Below are 15,805 nucleotides of genomic sequence, written 5' to 3' on the forward strand. Positions count from 1 at the left end.
AAGGAGAGACATATATGAACTACAGAAGAGTTATTGCAGGCGCTCTTGCTTTTGTCATGGCGGCTTGTGCTGCAGGCTGCGGCAAGAAGGATTCGGGAAAGAACGATTCCAAGGAAAATACCACCGCAGCAACTACAGAGGAGGTCACCACAGAGGAGGCGACCAAGGGAAAAGAACAGCCTATGCCTACTGTGCCCACAGATCCCAATGCCATTACCTTTGACGACGGTAAATTCGACTTTGTCTTTGAAAAGGGCGACGATCCCGACTGTGCAAAGGGAACTCTTTCCGTGGAGGAGCTTCTCGGCAATAAGATGCTTAAATTTGCCGATGACAATACAGTGCCGCTCAGCGGAAAAGTTCAGAAGATCGGTATCAGCGTAGCAAAGCTTCTGGGATATGAAGGAGCTGCAAGAGTACGCAGGATCGAGTTCGATATGTACGCAAAGGCTACAGCAGACCATCTCAAGACCGATGATGCCGACGGCGTAAGAGCTCCGGGCTGGATCGGCGGCGGCGGCGGTACAGTTACCGCAAAGGACGACAAGTGGTATGATTTCCAGGAGTTCAGCGGCGGAGAGTACGATTTTGAGACCTCAGGGCCTGTTCATGCGGTATTCAAGTTCCTGCTGGCTGACAGCGGTCAGTGCTGGACGGAGGATATGGATGATCCCAACTTCCTTATCATGCGCTGGGGCATTGCAAATGAGTCGGATATGTATATAGACAATATCATCTTTTACGATGAGGAAGGTCAGTCTATACCGATAGATAAGGATGCAGGCAGCAAGGTAAAGGAAAGGCTGGAGAAAGCTGCCGAAAAGGTAGTTGACGAGGCTGAGAAGGTCAAGGACGAGGTAAAGGACGAAGTTGGAAAGGCCAAGGACGAGATAAAGGAAGAGGTCGGAAAAGCTCAGTCTGAAGCTGAAAAGGATATCGGCAAGTCCATCGATACCGCACAGCAGGAGCTGGACAAGATCAACAAGCAGGCTCAGGAGGCTATCGCCGAAGCCAACAGACTGATCGAAGAAGGCAAGAAAAAATAAAAAGCGCTTCGGATATAAGAGAGGTGCCTATATAGAATATCAAGCCATAGCATTTCTGATATGCAGTCGGAAATACTATGGCTTTTCTGTTGGTTATATTATTTGCGGGCGCACAATGTGCGCCCGCATCTTGCTATTCGGTTTTTACCCAGTCGTATAATGTGTATTCATAGCCAGTGTCTGTTTTTCCGGTGACCTGCTGTATGGTGTAGAGAACCCTGCCGTTTTCGTCGGTTGCCGTGCCCTCATGGATATTGCAGTCCTTGAACTGGTCTGCAGGCATTTCCCAGCTCATACCGCAGAAGCCTTTTTCATCGGGGGATAATGTATATGTTTTCCCTTCATTTATAAAGCTTATATTTTTTACTTGTTTGTCTGTGACATAAAATGCGATAAAATGATAGTCCTTATTGCAGTCACTGCATGAATGGCCGCCGCCGGACATATTTATGCCGTTATCCGCATTATTGCCCCAGCTTCCGCCGCCGCCTGTCCACATACCCATTCTCAGCATATCACATCTTTGCGAGATGCTTTCTGCAAGCATTGATATATCGAGGTCTGGCTTATATATCAGCGCATAGGTATCAGCAACTTTTCCGTCGCTGCTTTTTATGGTGCCGAGTATGGTTATCTCGGGGTTCGGAGCATTTTCCCGCTCTTCCGGAGTTTCATACATATCGCCTGAAAATTCTTTGAAACTGAGCTTTGCAGCAGCTTCGGGTGTAAATCTTGCGCCGTCGATAAAGTTTCCGATTATACCTATTACGAATAAGGAAGCGATCACAGCACAGGTCGTTTTCAGCAGCATCCAGCGGTGGTGCTTGCGTACACGCTCGGCGGCTTTTTTGTATTTTGCCGTATCTTCGGGCAGAGTGATCTTTTCACAGGTCTGTATATCGTTTTTCATTTGTTCCCACTCCTTTTTGCAGTCGGGACATTCTGCGATATGCTTTTTTACAGCTTCCTGAGACTTTTTCGATGCGATACCGTCGATACAAATGGGTATCAGGTCGCGTATTATATCATGATCATATTTCATATCCATACCTCTCTTTCATTGTCCTGCGAAGTCTGACAACAGTACGTTTGTATATGACAGCTGCTGTATTTTCACGTATTTTCAGCAAAAAAGCGATCTCGGCGTAGCTCGTTCCCGAGTACAGGCGGTACTGTATTACCGACCGTGCAGGCTCGTCCAGCTCGTCCACAAGATCACGCAGTCTCGAGAGCATCTCCTTCTTTTCCAGTGCGCAGGTGGGCGGCGGGACTGACTCATCGGACTGACGGGCAGCAATATCGCGCTGCCGTGATTCCTTGCGTACATATTTAGCATAGATATTCTTTGCGATCTGAAACAGCCATGTTTTCAGGCTGCATTCGCCGCGGAATTTCCCGAAGGAGAGAAATGCCTGATAGAATGTTTCCTGAGTCAGCTCTTCGGCTGCGGCATGGTCGTAATAGGACATACAAAGCAAAAAGCGGTAGACATCCGGGCGGAATTTATTATAGATCTCCTCAAATTCATCCATCAGCATTCACCTCCTGTTTTTGTTGTAAGATACGTATCTGTATATTAGTACCTGCTGCGGCGGGAATATGACAGCTTAAAAAAATTTTTCAGGATGAAACAAATATACGCTTCCGGCAGTATCGGAAGCGCTTTATAATATCAGTCAAAATAAAAAATATCCTCAAATTTCTTGTCAAGAGCTATACATAGTATCAGTGCCAGCTTAGCTGTGGGACTGAACTGTCCTGTCTCTATGGAGCTGATGGTATTGCGTGATACGCCCACCATTTGTGCAAGCTCGTCCTGAGAAAGTCTCTGCTCCTTGCGTATCTCTTTGAGGCGGTTTCGGAGCACAAGCGAATCGTCTATCATGCAGTCACCGCCTTATGGTTTGAAGCCGAAAAGCTCGCATATCGCTATTGTAAAGAATATAAGAAATGAGAATGCCGAGCTTGCCGCACAGAATATGTCAACAGCTTTTTTTTCTTTGACGGCTTTATACAGGTGCATTGAAAATATCATAAAAAATTCCGTTGCGATAACAGCGAAATTCACACGCCATGTAGCAATTATGGAGATAACAGTCCAGAAGCAGGTAAAGCATATGCTGCACATCAGAGCGAAAAAAGTGCTTTTTTTCATGCGTTCTATTTCGACGTAATCGCGGTTCTTGTTTTCCTGACGGCTTTTTTCGAGTATTTCTTCCCTATTCATATTGATACACCACCTTATTTTTTATTGAAAGAGTTCAATTATTGCCACAAATGAGAACATAAGGAATGCTGCTCCCATAAGTACAGCGCATAATATATGCTCGTTTTTTCTTGTCTTTATTGACTTATGCAGGTAAACTGCAAAAATAACACAGGTCTCTATAGCTGAAACGCCGCTGTTAAAAGGCTTGTCAGCGAACAGAGCAAGCATGGAATATATACAATAAAAGACAAGACTGAGTATTATAGCGAACCGTGAAGCGTCCTTTGTCTGAGATATTTCAGCGACATCGCGGTTCTTGTTTTCCTGTCTGCTTTTTGCGAGTATATCTTCTTTATTCATAATAATCTCTCCCATATCATGCAAAGTTTTGTTGGCAGTTTTTGACAAGTATACTTGGTATGATTGTATTATAGCATTGCCAAGTGTACTTGTCAAGACTTTGCAAAGCAAACTTGTCAGATTTGTATGAATATACAATTTGATATAGTCAAAACATAACAGTTTGCACAATAATGTAGAGGCACACAGTGTGCGCCCGTCAATCCCCACGTAAATTATGTATGACCATTTGTAGGGGCGGCGTTCCGCCGCCCGCAAGATTCGATGATATCAGCACGGGCTGCCAAAGGCAGCCCCTACAGCGCGGAGACCGCGCCGCCTTGCCACGTTGACGCTTGTTTCACTTGCTCACAATCATCAATGTGGATAGGGTGCAGCGTCACGCTGCAAAAAAGGGCGGAATTATCCGCCCTTTCTTAGTTCTAAGTTCTTAATTAACCGAGAACTACCTTTATCTCGTTTACGTCTTTGAGCTTGTCCGCAGGAACATAATTGCCTGTGAGCTTCTCGCCGTTGAGAGTTATCTCCTTTACTCCGCTCTGAACGTGTGCGGAGTTGTCAACAGCGATGTTGAGCTTCTTGCCGCGGAAGTTCTTCTCGATCCTGAAGCCGTCCCACTTTGCAGGGATCGAAGGAGCAATGGTCAGACCGCCCAGGTCGGGACGCATACCGCAGATACCTTCAACACAGCCTACCATTACTGTGGAAGCTGTACCTGTGAGCCAGTGAACGTGTGAACGTCCCTCGTAAGGAGAAGCCTTCGACTCGGTGAACTGACCGTGAACGTAGGGCTCCATAACACGTATCTCAGCCTTGTCGTTCATAGCGGCAGGTGAGCTTTCGAGGAAGTACTCGAATGCGCGGTCGCCGTGTCCGAGGAGAGATTCCGCAAGTATCAGCCAGCCCTGAGACTGTGAGAAGATACCGCCGTTTTCCTTTGTATCGAGATTGAATACCTGCATGAGAGCGCCCTTGAAGTGGTGATACTTGTAAGGAGGCTCAAGGAGCTTGGCTCCGTAAGGTGTATTGAGTATATCATGAACGCTGTTCATAGCCTTTTCAGCCTGTTCGTCAGATGCAAAGCGTGATATTACGCTCCAGCTCTGAGGATTGAGCCACATATTTGCCTCTGGATCCTTCTTTGCACCGACGATAACGCCGTTGTCGCGGATGCCGCGGATAAATCTGTCCTCGTCCCAGCACTTTTCAAGGGCGTCGCCAAGCTTCTTCTGAGCGCCATCGAGGTATGCGATATAATCTGTATCATTCTTGTCCTTAGCCATGTCGCGCATTACGTTCATAGCATAGTAGAGCTGGAATGCCACGAATGTGGACTCGCCCTGAGCACCGAGGCGGAGACAGTCGTTCCAGTCGGCGTGGAGGCCTGCGGGCATATCGTGACTGCCGAGACGCTCCATAGAGAAGCGGATAGCGTTCTTGAGGTGCTCGTAAACAGTAGCCTTTCCGCCGCCCTCTTCCGCGTAAGTGATTACTTCATCGAGGAAGCCCTTGTTTCCGCTTTCGCCGAGGTACTTCACGATAGTGGGGAAGAGCCACAGTGCGTCGTCTGCACGGTATGAGGGGTGACCTGTTTCCTTAGCGTAAACGCTGTGCTCGTCGTTCTCGTCGGGGCAGGTCTCGTGGCCTGCATTGTGGTCGAATTTAACAAGAGGAAGTCCGCCGCCGTTGCTTACCTGAGCGGAGAGCATGAAGCGGATCTTTTCGGCTGCCATTTCGGGATCGAGGTGAATGATACCCTGTATGTCCTGAACTGTATCACGGTAGCCGTAGCCGTTTCTGAGGCCGCAGTATACGAATGAAGCTGCTCTTGACCAGATGAATGTAATGAAGCACTGATAAGCGTTCCATACATTGATCATGTTGTTGAACTCGTCGGAAGGAGTATCAACCCTGAAGTTGGAGAGCTGGCCGTGCCAGTAGTCCTTCAGCTGCTTTACCTCGGCGTCCACCTTGCCTGCTGCCTTGTATTCCTCAAGTATTGCAGCAGCCTCGGGATCCTTGCGCTCGCCGAGTACGAATATGAATTCCTTTGTCTCGCCGGGAGCAAGTGTTATATCGCTCTGGAGAGCGCCGCAGGAATTGGAATTGTAGTTCATTACATTGCTGCATTTGCCGTTCTCAACAGCGATAGGATTAGAGAATGTTCTGTACGGACCGATGAAGTCGCTGAGACTTCCGCAGCTTGCGGTAACCGGCTGACCGACCATGCCGAAGAAGCGCTCCTGACCGTTGTAGCCGTTCTCGTCGAAGCCTGTATTCTCGTTCATGTGCTGGATTATACGGTTTCCGCCCTCAAAGCTTGTGCGTGTTATGAAAAGAGTGTACTGGAGATTTACCTGATCCTGCTCGTAGTTGGGCTCGTTGGTGAACTCGATGAAGCCGAATACAGACAGCTTTCTCTCCTTATCGGAGCTGTTTGTGAGCTTTGCTCTCCATACCTCATAGGTCTTTCCGTAGGGAACGTAATATGTAGTTTCGGACTTTATTCCTGAATACTCCGCAGATATAACTGTATAGGCGGTGCCGTGGCGGCATTCGCTCTTGTACTGGTCAAGGGGCTTGCCTACGGGCTGCCATGAAGCCGACCAGTAGTCCGCATTATCATTGTCTCTGATATAAATGTAGCGTCCCGGGAGAGCCATTTCAGAATTGAAGCGGAAGCGTGAAAGTCTTCCGTTGGCACCCGATTTTACAAAGCTGTAGCCTGCTGCATTGTTTGAGATCATAGCGCCGTACTCGGGATCGCCAAGGTAATTTGCCCATGGTGCGGGAGTGGCGGGGTTTGTGATGACGTATTCTTTGTTTTCTAAATCAAAGTGTCCGTACTGCATATATCATTTCTCCTTCTGAGCTGCCGTCGGACAGTGCTTTCCTCGGGCAGAAAATATCACATTAATTATATCATCAAATAACAGTTTTGACAAGGGGGTATTGATGAACATATCGTAAACAACTGGCTGAAAACCGAGGTTTTTTGATACAGCTTGTAATATTTTATCACAATTGTGCTGAGAGTTTATAACATGGTCCGGAATACTTTCCGTAAGGATTTTTTGCTCTGAATTTTGAGAATTGTGGTGCTGTACGTGCAAGGTATGCAGAGAGTATTGATTTTTTTTACTGCTCAATTTATAATAATAACAGATAAGCTTATCGGTGATACAGGGAATAAAGGAGGCGGTCATTCGGAAATGAAAATAAAATTGCTTGTCAGCGATGAACATTATGACTCCATAGCGGCTGAACTTATAAAAAAAGGCATAGATATCGACGATGATGCTGAGCTCATACTCTCCGAGCAGAATGTTACGGTATCGCATCTTATAGCGCGGCGCAATGAGGAGATATACAGGCTCGAAACAAAAGATATCTCGCATATAGAGAGTTTTGCACATGATATAGTAGCATATTGCGGCAGTGAGGAATACAGACTGTCTGAGACGCTCAGGCGTCTTGTTGAGATACTTGATCCGAAGGAGTTCATACGTGTGAGCAACTCGGTCATTGTATCGCTGTCGCACATAAAAAGCATACGCCCCGCATTGTCGCAGAAGTTCCTGCTGACTATGAAAAACGGTGCAAAGGTCGATGTTACGCGGACATATTACTACATATTCAAGGAATTTATGGGAATATAAGGAGGGGTGAACATGAGAGCAGGAATAAATATTTTAAGCATCATTATCCCTATAGCGATAGTGCTGATGATAACGGTAATAGCATTTGCGGTTTATAAGATATCATATAAACGCAAGATAAACAAACGTCTTGCAGAGGGCAGAGATGCTGATATAAAACCAATGATGTCGCCTGTGAAGTTTGTGGTGACAACACTTCTGGGAACGATCATCGGACTGATAATTGTGTGGCTGATAGTAATATCAGTTTTCAGTGCAAAAGTGAGCAAGCAGAAAAAAGAGCTTGCAGTATATCCGAGTATAGCTTTTTTAAGAGATGAAATACTTGATGATTCGCTGTTTGCGGGATATAAATTCGGCGATGATATAAAAGGATATATGCACTTTTCAGAAAAATACGACGATACACTGCTGGAGATATATGTTGCAAAACAGGGTGTGTACGAAATGTTTCCGACGATCCTTGTTGCTTCGGACTATGTGGGCGACAGGAACAAAGACGATATAATAGCCTGTGAAAGAATAAAATACAGTTTTTACAATGAGAACTGGGGAGATATATTATGCCCCGATTCACTTGTGGCAATAGATGTCGGCGGATATAAGGGAGAGTTTACATTCAGCTATGATCTATATTACAGCAGTGATGCAGAGCATTTCCTGAATGAAGAGCCTGATGAAAGCTATAAATTTGATTTTAAGATACATGAGTCGGGCTCGATAGCCTGTCCGCAGCTGGGGCTTACAGTTGACAGCTGGGATTAAAAAAAGAATAAAAGAGAGTCAACAGGCGGCACTATCGGCCGCCTGTTCTGTTTTCCGGGCATTATACAAGGTTGTCTGGCCATTCGGTGCTTTCGCTGTTACATATGTCATTCGGGAAGTGACGGCTGTCCTTGATAAAATGACAATCGTCATCTTCACAAAGTACGAAATTCGAGTATAATAAAAGCATAGGGTTGCGCAACACCTGAAACAAACGAAAGTCAACATCAAAAATTTATTATCTATATTATTTATTAAGGAGAATTATTATGAAGGTTAATTTTAAGAAGATTTTTACAGCATTCGCAGCTACAGTTATGTGTGCAGTTCCAATGTCAGGTTCGTTTTCCGCAAGTGCAGCGGGCGAGACAAATCGTATAGCAGAATTCACTGCTCAGACAAAACAGAATGAAGCCGTGGTAGAGCTTGCAAGAGTTCAGGCAGTTACCGGTGTTAAAGCTACGCAAGAGGCAGCTACGGTTTTTGGTGGCAGAGTTACAGCATTTGATCCCGATCACGGCTGCGGAAGTGTTCCGCTCAAGATACGCAAGAAGGGCAGGATCATCGTTATCATCAGAGGCGGCGTTATCATAATCATCATCATCGTTGATGGTGTTCCGACAATCGTAGGCCCCAGAGATCCCCGCGTAAGAAATTATGATCTTGTGAACTTCAGAGGATTTGAAACTATCAATGCAAAGACATATGGCGAGATTGACAAGTTTGTAGGCAACAGAACAGTTACTAATACCATCATCAGAGAGATGAATGCTATCGACAGAAACAATGCTATTGCAGTTGCAGAGCGTATTCCTGCTACAAGTGCTATCGGTGAGAGAGTTACCGTTTCAGGTATAGAAAAAGAACGCATTTCAAATGTAAAGAACGAAATTGTTTTCGAGCAGGGAGCTATAAACAGATTCTGATTACAGGTTCAGAGAATATTTATAGCAAAGCTTAATAAGGGTGGTAAAGAGATTTAATATACGCGAAAAGCTGCCCCGGGAGTCGTAACGAGACTCCCGGGGCAGCTTTTCTGTGCAAAAAAAGGAACTGCGGTATATACCGCAGTTCCTGAGTTTTTAACCTTCGTAGCGAAGGATATAGTTTATGCCGAAATTATTGAATTCAGAAAGAGTGCGCGGGCCATAGGACCAGCCGCCGAAGCGAGATGAGAAGCTTATCTGTCCGGAAGCGCCCCATACTTCAAGGAATGTTGCATTGCCGTTTGCATCTATATCATAAACGATGGCACTGTGCTGATCTACGCCTGTTGTATTTTTATTTCCTGCTCTGACAATATCACCTATCTTAAGAGTGCCTGCTGTTGAACCGCTGAGCTTTTTGAAACCGTTATGTACCGATCCGTATGCCCAGGAGTTCTGCTGACCGTCGATCTCGACTGTTGTACCCTTCTTGTTTGAAGCAACATTTGCCATTACATAATCGGCAAATCCGTAGCACTGGCTGCATCCTCTGTAAGAGAAGCTGTTCCAGCCATTTACAGCACCTCTATTGTTTGAAGCGTAAGCAGGTGTCTTGCAGCTGGTAAAATAAGTTGAACCGTTAGTTGTCCAGTATTTATTGTTGGCATAGCCGTATTTATTGCATACTGCCTGGATATCTGCTTTTGTTATCGTATTTGTTTCGGGAAGCGTGAGTTCCATATAAGGCTTCTGAGTGCCTCTGTCAAAGCTCGCATTTCTCTTGACTACCTTTATTTGAATGGCCTCAGCACGGACTCTTCCGCCGGTGGTACCTGCCGGTTCACCATTTTTAGCCCAGCCAAGCCAACCATAATGTGCAACGTGTAGTCGATAATATATATCGTACTTCTTAGCCATATCGTTTGTAAGCTTGATACGTACAGCCTCAATAGCTTTCTTTTCGTTTACTGTACCTACTGGATCATCGGAATCTACCCAATCTCCCCAACCTTTAGACTGTACGTGTGCCTGATATCTAACACCGTCAAATCTGATTCTTAAAGCTTCAAGTCTTAATGAGTCGCCTGTTGTGCCGGCAGTTTCACCGCCGCTTACATAGCTCAACCATCCCTTGGACTGTACGTGTGCTATGTATGATGCCTGAGGTATCGAATCTGCTGCCGAAGCAACAATGCTGCTGTTTGCAAAACCAATATTGAAAATAGGCTGTGTAGTTCCTGAAATTGTAGCGGCAACAAATAAAGCCACAATTCCTGCTGTGAGTTTCTTATTCATTTTTAATACTCCCTTTTTATATCATTTTTAAATTTGATTTGCAGATCGCTCTGCGTTCTGTGCTGTACAACATGATCATAGTATATCATCAGATCCTGCTGACGGCAACGATCATGGAGTAAACAGGCGAAAAAAAGGAGTGAAACAGAATAAGGCGTGGAACTATTTTCCGGACGGTGCATATTAGTAAATGAATAAGGAAAAGTTCCGCGGCATCATGGGCGGTCATGTTTTTTCACGGCACGGACAGCAGGAAAAATATTGACAACTCAGAATCACAGTGATATAATTACAATTACGTAAGCACGGGCGGCTTTTGCTTTCGGGCAGGAGATATTTATTGCAGTTTTGCCCGTAGCAATACAGAAAGGAGCAGGCTTTAAATGAGCAGTTTATTTGATCCGGAATTAAAAATGAGAGAGGTTGCTGAGCGAATTAGGCTCACCCGTGAATCCGTAGGCCTGTCTCCAAAGGAAATGGCCGACAAGATCGGTGTTTCATCCTATGAATACCTTGCTTATGAGGGCGGAGCAAAGGATTTCAGCTTCAGTTTTATCTATAAATTCGCAAATGCCTGCGGAGTTGAGATCACAGACCTTATGGAGGGCGAATCTCCCCATATCAAGAGCTTTGACATCACAAGGGCAGGCGAGGGACTTCCCATTGCAAGAAGAAAAGGACTGAGCTATCTGAGACTTGCTCCCAAGTTCCGCAATAAGATCGCAGAGCCCTTCCTCGTCACCATACCATATGTTGATGAGGAATACAGAGTTCCCCATCCCCATACCCATGAGGGACAGGAGATGGATATCGTTATCAGCGGACAGCTCAAGGTCCAGGTCGGAGACAACATTGAGATACTCAACGAGGGAGACTCTATTTATTATGACAGCTCCGAGCCCCACGATGAATGGGCCGTCGGCGGCAAAGAGTGTAAATTCTATGCCATAGTATGCGGCGTAAATCAGCCTCAGCACGCTATTTCGAACCTTGATCCCGTTATACTTCCCGGTGTTACGAATTTTGACCTTGCTCATATACAGGATCCTGTTGCCGACAGGTTCATAAAACTTGAGACAGATACCATGGGTTCGCTTACGGGCATAAGCTTCATAAACGAGGAGAAGTTCAACTTCGGCTTTGACGTAGTTGACGCTCTTGCAGCAAAATGTCCCGACAAGGAGGCTCTCATATACGTAGGCAATGATATGTCCGAGAGGAGATTCACCTTTGCCGATATGAAGAAGTACTCCAATATGACTGCAAATTATTTCCTGTCCAAGGGCATAAAGAAGGGCGACAGAGTAATGCTCGTACTCAAAAGACATTATCAGTTCTGGTTCTCTATACTTGCCCTTCACAAGATAGGTGCGATAGTTATCCCCGCAACAAATCAGCTGGTGCAGCATGACTTTACATACCGCTTCAAGGCAGCAGGAGTAAAGGCTATCGTATGTACAGGCGACGGAGACGTTGCTCATCAGGTAGACCTTGCCGAGGAGGAGCTGGGTATCAGTCTCATCAAGATGATGGTACACGGGAAGAGTGAGGGCTGGTGCGATTTCGACGGGGAAATGGCAGGCTTCAGCGATGTTTTCGAGCGTCCGACAGATCCCGAGAAGCTCTCCTGCGGAAGCGAGCCGAACCTTATGTTCTTTACATCGGGTACTACAGGCTATCCCAAGATAGCTACACACTGTCATAAGTATGCACTGGGACATTTTATCACCGCCCGTTACTGGCATAATGTGGATCCCAACGGAATACACTTTACCATATCAGATACAGGCTGGGGCAAGGCTCTCTGGGGCAAGCTCTACGGACAGTGGCTCAGCGAGACCTGTGTATTCGTATATGACTTCGATCGTTTTGACGCAAACAAGATCCTTCCTATGTTCAAGAAGTACAATATAACCACATTCTGCGCACCTCCAACCATGTACCGTTTCTTCATCAAGGAGGATCTCTCGAAATTCGACCTGAGCTCCATAAAGTACGCCACCGTTGCAGGCGAGGCTCTCAACCCGGAGGTATACAATCAGTTCCTAAAGGCTACGGGCGTAAAGCTCATGGAGGGCTTCGGACAGACCGAGACCACCCTTTCCATCGGAAACTTCGTGGGTATGACCTGCCGCCCGGGTTCTATGGGCAAGCCCAGCGTACTCTATGATGTGGATATAGTCGATCCCGACGGAAAGCCCGTAAAGACCGGTGAAACAGGCGAGATCGTTATACGCACTGACAAGAATACCCCCTGCGGACTCTTCCTCGGATACTACAACGACGAGGAAAAGACCAAGGAGGCGTGGAGTGACGGGATCTATCATACAGGCGATACTGCATGGAAGGATGAGGACGGCTATTTCTGGTACGTCGGCCGTGTTGACGACGTTATCAAGTCCTCGGGCTACCGTATCGGACCTTTCGAGATCGAAAGCGTTATCATGGAGCTGCCATATGTGCTTGAATGCGGTGTAAGCGCTGCTCCCGACCCTGTAAGAGGACAGGTGGTAAAGGCTTCTATCGTGCTTGTAAAGGGCACCGAGGGCACAGAAGAGCTGAAAAAGGAGATACAGGACTATGTAAAGAAGCATACCGCTCCTTACAAGTATCCGCGTATAGTCGAGTTCAGGGATGAGCTCCCCAAGACTATCAGCGGAAAGATAAGACGAGTTGCCCTTAAAGGCTGATAAGAATAAAAAGACGTTCCTTTAAGGATAGTGCTGATACAGAAGTTTTACGCCATAGTATTTCTAATTTTATGTCAGAAGTACTATGGCGTTTCTGTTGATATTTCAGCAGTATGTTTCCTGATAAGAAATTTGGGAGCATTATATAAAATGGAGAATTTGTATGTGGATCGATATTTCTAAGCAATGGCAAACGGCATTTGAAGAAGCGTGGGATGCTTTCTGTACAGGCAGCATACCGATAGGTGCCGCTGTTTTTGACGAAAACGGTGAATTGATCCTTAAAGATCATAACCGTGCACAGTTACCTGAAACAGTCAATCACCGCATCGCTCATGCGGAAGCAAATCTTTTAAGGCGGCTGGATACTGCAAGATTTGATCCGAGAAGGCTGACATTGTATACGACTATGGAACCATGTCCCATGTGTATGGGTACTGCATCCATGTCGAATATCAAGCATCTTCGTTCCGCAGCTCACGATCCTCACTGCGGAATGATACATTTAATCGAGACTGAGCCGTATTTTATCGGCAAGGGTCTTGACTATACCTTTGAATGCGGTGACATGGAACTTGTTCAGCTGACGTTACAGAGCTATTATGAACTCAGATGTATGGAATACGGTGCAAGCAGCTGTGTATTTGATTCGTTTCGTGAACAATGTCCCGAAGCCTCTGAAATTTCCAGACGTCTTTACGAAAACAAAGTGCTTGACGGAGCTGTAGAAGAAGGCACAGCTTTCGGAGTGATTTTTGACTATATTCTGTCTATGAAATAACGCATAATCAAATCGTAACCTCCGATTTGATCTTAGCGGCCGGATAAAACACAGCGCCCCTGAGCGCTTTGAAACGCTCAGGGGCAAAAACTTCTATATAGATATCCGCCTTTTTTACTTGTTAAGGTCGAAATCCCATGCGGATCCGTTTTTGCGGTGTGGCCATATCCTTCCGCTCTTGTCCGTGAGGTCGTATACGACGGACCACTGGAGCCTGTCGGACTTGTCCCTGTTGTACAGGCCTATGGCGTTGAGGAGCTCCTCACAGGTATTCATATCCAGCTTGTTGTCCCTCTCGGTAATTACCTGCTCGACTGCTGCATATCTTTCAAGTGAGTCGGGAGACTCAAATATGTTCATATCCTGGTAAGCAATGTGATTTGCGGCTATCTGATAATCCTTGCCGCTGCTGACTACCTGCAAATCTCCGTCGTAGTATTCCACGATGACTGCTTTTCCGCTTGCGTCGCCGATGAGTATATGAGTTCTCAGGTTGCTGCTGAAATATACGTTGTACTGCCTGAGAAGCTCCACTGCTTCGTCGGTGCTGGCAGCCTTGTCAAGTATGAGTCTTATGGCTGCGGTCTGGTTGATTGACACCTTGTCGGGATCATAGACCGTGGATACCACAGGCACTACCAGAAGCGCTGCGGATACACCCTTTTCATTCATGCCGTCACAGGGAAGATAGGGCGCTGCAAGCATCGGGAAGTTCGCTGTGGATATGCCGCTTGCAGGGGACTTGTCCTTTCCGTAGCCTACTGCTATGAGCGAAACTGTGGACACGGAGGAATAACCGTTGTCAGGATTGGTGTACAATTGCAGGAAGGGTGCTTCTTCAAAGTCAAAATTGCGTCCGAATATCACTTCGCCTTTTTCGTTCCGTGATACAAAAGCCGTGCAGCCTCCGTCAAGAGCGTTTTTACCTGGACCTAATCCGTGCATGAGGTTTTTATTGATAAAGCCAAAGAATTCGTCATCGTTTTCCGCGCCTGTTTTCAGAAATTCATCAAATTTATAGTCCTTATAGAAGGTCATGGTATAAGCGCCACTGCCAAGATCCTTAACACTGTGCAGAGTCTTTATGTCCTTGCCGAAAATTACGATGAATACAACGGTTGCCGCTATGAGCAGCAGCAGTACAAAAAGAAAAATATTGCGTATGATTTTCAGAGCTTTCATTTCCGCACTCCTTTGCATAAAAAGTATACATGAATTATAGCATAATACTGCTTGTTTTGTCAATATTGACCGCTTAAAACGGAAGCGGCCGACTGTCCGGATGCTCCCCGCGAAAAAAAGAGGCGATTTTTTGAAAAAATTCTGAAAAACACTTGATTTTTGCGAAAAACCGTGTTATAATACTTTATGATGATAGTAAACCCAAAGACCGGAACCCTTCCGGTCTTTAGTATTTATATTCAGGTCAGTGTTCTGACAGCGGATATAAAGATGATTCTGACTGCTCAGCGTATACACCCGATGTGCGGGGGCTGTCAGACGGCAAACACAGATCATACTGTTTTGCCGTATCGGAACTGTGATTTTAAAGAGAAAGGAGAGTCCCGGCATTTCGGGAGAAGCTGCCTATGAAATTCAAAAAATTCGGCGGTACGGAACAAAAGGTATACGATCTTATCAAGCCCATAACAGATGAACTGGGCTACTACCTCTGGGATGTGTGCTATGAAAAGGAAGGCGCCATGTGGTACCTGAGGGTGTTCATAGATCAGGACGAGGGGATAACCATTGCGGACTGTGAACGCGCCAACGCTCCCATAAGCGACATCCTCGACGAGAAGGATCCCATCCCTCAGAGCTATATGCTTGAGGTGGGCTCAGCAGGTCTTGAACGCGAGCTCGTAAAGGAGGAACACTTTGAGGTCTGCCAGGGCGACAGGGTGAAGATACGCTTCATCAGAGCCGTCGACGGGGAAAAGGAGATCGTTGCACGTCTTATCGGTGCAGACAAGGAGGGCGTTACAGCTGCTCTTGACAGCGGAGAGGAAAAGCATTATCCCCTTGAGGATATTGCCTTCGTAAAGCTGTATCTTGATTTCTGAATGTAAAAAT

15 protein-coding genes are annotated in these 15,805 nt (G+C 46.1%); 7 read left to right on the forward strand and 8 right to left on the reverse strand.

Annotated features, from left to right (window positions below):
- Positions 1-14 precede the first annotated feature (14 nt).
- A complete protein-coding gene (locus RF007C_RS10495; RefSeq protein WP_037299684.1) occupies positions 15-1,046 on the forward strand; it encodes an ATP synthase F0 subunit B in 1,032 nt (343 codons plus the stop codon).
- Between the two features lie 133 nt (positions 1,047-1,179).
- Here the strand turns inward: RF007C_RS10495 and RF007C_RS10500 are convergent, their stop codons facing one another.
- The 6 genes from RF007C_RS10500 to RF007C_RS10525 form a co-directional block, all read right to left on the reverse strand.
- A complete protein-coding gene (locus RF007C_RS10500; protein WP_019680325.1) occupies positions 1,180-2,088 on the reverse strand; it encodes an anti-sigma factor family protein in 909 nt (302 codons plus the stop codon).
- Positions 2,078-2,578 (reverse strand): RNA polymerase sigma factor, encoded by a 501-nt coding sequence (locus tag RF007C_RS10505; RefSeq protein ID WP_019680326.1) that lies wholly within the window; start codon positions 2,576-2,578, stop codon positions 2,078-2,080. Before RF007C_RS10505 ends, RF007C_RS10500 begins: the two co-directional genes overlap by 11 nt.
- 140 nt (positions 2,579-2,718) lie before the next feature.
- Positions 2,719-2,931, reverse strand: coding sequence for a helix-turn-helix transcriptional regulator (locus tag RF007C_RS10510; protein WP_430344445.1), 213 nt, complete (start codon positions 2,929-2,931; stop codon positions 2,719-2,721).
- A 12-nt stretch (positions 2,932-2,943) separates the two neighbouring features.
- Positions 2,944-3,273 (reverse strand): DUF6442 family protein, encoded by a 330-nt coding sequence (locus tag RF007C_RS10515; RefSeq protein ID WP_037299686.1) that lies wholly within the window; start codon positions 3,271-3,273, stop codon positions 2,944-2,946.
- A gap of 21 nt (positions 3,274-3,294) precedes the next feature.
- The gene (locus RF007C_RS10520) at positions 3,295-3,615 is read right to left on the reverse strand and encodes a DUF6442 family protein (protein ID WP_037299688.1); all 321 of its coding nucleotides are present in this window, start codon (positions 3,613-3,615) and stop codon (positions 3,295-3,297) included.
- A 434-nt stretch (positions 3,616-4,049) separates the two neighbouring features.
- Positions 4,050-6,467 carry a GH36-type glycosyl hydrolase domain-containing protein gene (locus RF007C_RS10525; protein WP_037299690.1) on the reverse strand — a complete coding sequence of 806 codons (2,418 nt, stop codon included), beginning with the start codon at positions 6,465-6,467 and terminating at the stop codon, positions 4,050-4,052.
- Between the two features lie 360 nt (positions 6,468-6,827).
- Here RF007C_RS10525 and RF007C_RS10535 point away from each other — a divergent pair, with 360 nt between their 5' ends.
- The 3 genes from RF007C_RS10535 (at position 6,828) to RF007C_RS10550 (ending at position 8,965) form a co-directional block, all read left to right on the forward strand.
- On the forward strand, positions 6,828-7,274 hold the full coding sequence (locus RF007C_RS10535) for a LytTR family DNA-binding domain-containing protein (protein ID WP_019680332.1): 447 nt from the start codon (positions 6,828-6,830) through the stop codon (positions 7,272-7,274).
- Between the two features lie 12 nt (positions 7,275-7,286).
- Positions 7,287-8,039, forward strand: a complete 753-nt coding sequence (locus tag RF007C_RS10540; protein ID WP_037299695.1) for a hypothetical protein — start codon at positions 7,287-7,289, stop codon at positions 8,037-8,039.
- Positions 8,040-8,308: 269 nt separating this feature from the next.
- Positions 8,309-8,965, forward strand: coding sequence for a hypothetical protein (locus tag RF007C_RS10550; RefSeq protein ID WP_037299701.1), 657 nt, complete (start codon positions 8,309-8,311; stop codon positions 8,963-8,965).
- A 156-nt stretch (positions 8,966-9,121) separates the two neighbouring features.
- Here RF007C_RS10550 and RF007C_RS16565 read toward each other — a convergent pair whose 3' ends face one another.
- Positions 9,122-10,261 carry a hypothetical protein gene (locus RF007C_RS16565; RefSeq protein ID WP_051456626.1) on the reverse strand — a complete coding sequence of 380 codons (1,140 nt, stop codon included), beginning with the start codon at positions 10,259-10,261 and terminating at the stop codon, positions 9,122-9,124.
- Between the two features lie 383 nt (positions 10,262-10,644).
- Here RF007C_RS16565 and RF007C_RS10560 point away from each other — a divergent pair, with 383 nt between their 5' ends.
- Both RF007C_RS10560 and RF007C_RS16570 read left to right on the forward strand, forming a co-directional pair.
- Positions 10,645-12,951, forward strand: a complete 2,307-nt coding sequence (locus RF007C_RS10560; RefSeq protein ID WP_037299704.1) for an AMP-binding protein — start codon at positions 10,645-10,647, stop codon at positions 12,949-12,951.
- 163 nt (positions 12,952-13,114) lie between these two features.
- A complete protein-coding gene (locus RF007C_RS16570) occupies positions 13,115-13,732 on the forward strand; it encodes a nucleoside deaminase (RefSeq protein WP_051456627.1) in 618 nt (205 codons plus the stop codon).
- Positions 13,733-13,846: 114 nt separating this feature from the next.
- Here RF007C_RS16570 and RF007C_RS10570 read toward each other — a convergent pair whose 3' ends face one another.
- Entirely contained in the window at positions 13,847-14,914 is a 1,068-nt protein-coding gene (locus RF007C_RS10570; RefSeq protein ID WP_037299707.1) for a C45 family autoproteolytic acyltransferase/hydolase, read from the reverse strand.
- A 407-nt stretch (positions 14,915-15,321) separates the two neighbouring features.
- Here RF007C_RS10570 and rimP point away from each other — a divergent pair, with 407 nt between their 5' ends.
- Positions 15,322-15,795, forward strand: a complete 474-nt coding sequence (gene rimP / locus RF007C_RS10575; protein ID WP_037299710.1) for a ribosome maturation factor RimP — start codon at positions 15,322-15,324, stop codon at positions 15,793-15,795.
- Positions 15,796-15,805 lie beyond the last annotated feature (10 nt).

The sequence above is a fragment of the Ruminococcus flavefaciens 007c genome, assembly GCF_000571935.1.
Lineage (GTDB): Bacteria > Bacillota > Clostridia > Oscillospirales > Ruminococcaceae > Ruminococcus > Ruminococcus flavefaciens_F.

What these genes read in the sequence shown, in the direction of transcription:
- rimP (WP_037299710.1), top strand. Translation starts at nt 15,322, where the DNA reads ATGAAATTCAAAAAATTCGGCGGTACGGAACAAAAGGTATACGATCTT.
- RF007C_RS10535 (WP_019680332.1), top strand. Translation starts at nt 6,828, where the DNA reads ATGAAAATAAAATTGCTTGTCAGCGATGAACATTATGACTCCATAGCG.
- RF007C_RS10510 (WP_430344445.1), bottom strand. Translation starts at nt 2,931, where the DNA reads ATGATAGACGATTCGCTTGTGCTCCGAAACCGCCTCAAAGAGATACGC.
- RF007C_RS10505 (WP_019680326.1), bottom strand. Translation starts at nt 2,578, where the DNA reads ATGGATGAATTTGAGGAGATCTATAATAAATTCCGCCCGGATGTCTAC.
- RF007C_RS10515 (WP_037299686.1), bottom strand. Translation starts at nt 3,273, where the DNA reads ATGAATAGGGAAGAAATACTCGAAAAAAGCCGTCAGGAAAACAAGAAC.
- RF007C_RS10540 (WP_037299695.1), top strand. Translation starts at nt 7,287, where the DNA reads ATGAGAGCAGGAATAAATATTTTAAGCATCATTATCCCTATAGCGATA.
- RF007C_RS16570 (WP_051456627.1), top strand. Translation starts at nt 13,115, where the DNA reads ATGTGGATCGATATTTCTAAGCAATGGCAAACGGCATTTGAAGAAGCG.
- RF007C_RS10525 (WP_037299690.1), bottom strand. Translation starts at nt 6,467, where the DNA reads ATGCAGTACGGACACTTTGATTTAGAAAACAAAGAATACGTCATCACA.
- RF007C_RS10495 (WP_037299684.1), top strand. Translation starts at nt 15, where the DNA reads ATGAACTACAGAAGAGTTATTGCAGGCGCTCTTGCTTTTGTCATGGCG.
- RF007C_RS16565 (WP_051456626.1), bottom strand. Translation starts at nt 10,261, where the DNA reads ATGAATAAGAAACTCACAGCAGGAATTGTGGCTTTATTTGTTGCCGCT.
- RF007C_RS10500 (WP_019680325.1), bottom strand. Translation starts at nt 2,088, where the DNA reads ATGAAATATGATCATGATATAATACGCGACCTGATACCCATTTGTATC.
- RF007C_RS10570 (WP_037299707.1), bottom strand. Translation starts at nt 14,914, where the DNA reads ATGAAAGCTCTGAAAATCATACGCAATATTTTTCTTTTTGTACTGCTG.
- RF007C_RS10550 (WP_037299701.1), top strand. Translation starts at nt 8,309, where the DNA reads ATGAAGGTTAATTTTAAGAAGATTTTTACAGCATTCGCAGCTACAGTT.
- RF007C_RS10520 (WP_037299688.1), bottom strand. Translation starts at nt 3,615, where the DNA reads ATGAATAAAGAAGATATACTCGCAAAAAGCAGACAGGAAAACAAGAAC.
- RF007C_RS10560 (WP_037299704.1), top strand. Translation starts at nt 10,645, where the DNA reads ATGAGCAGTTTATTTGATCCGGAATTAAAAATGAGAGAGGTTGCTGAG.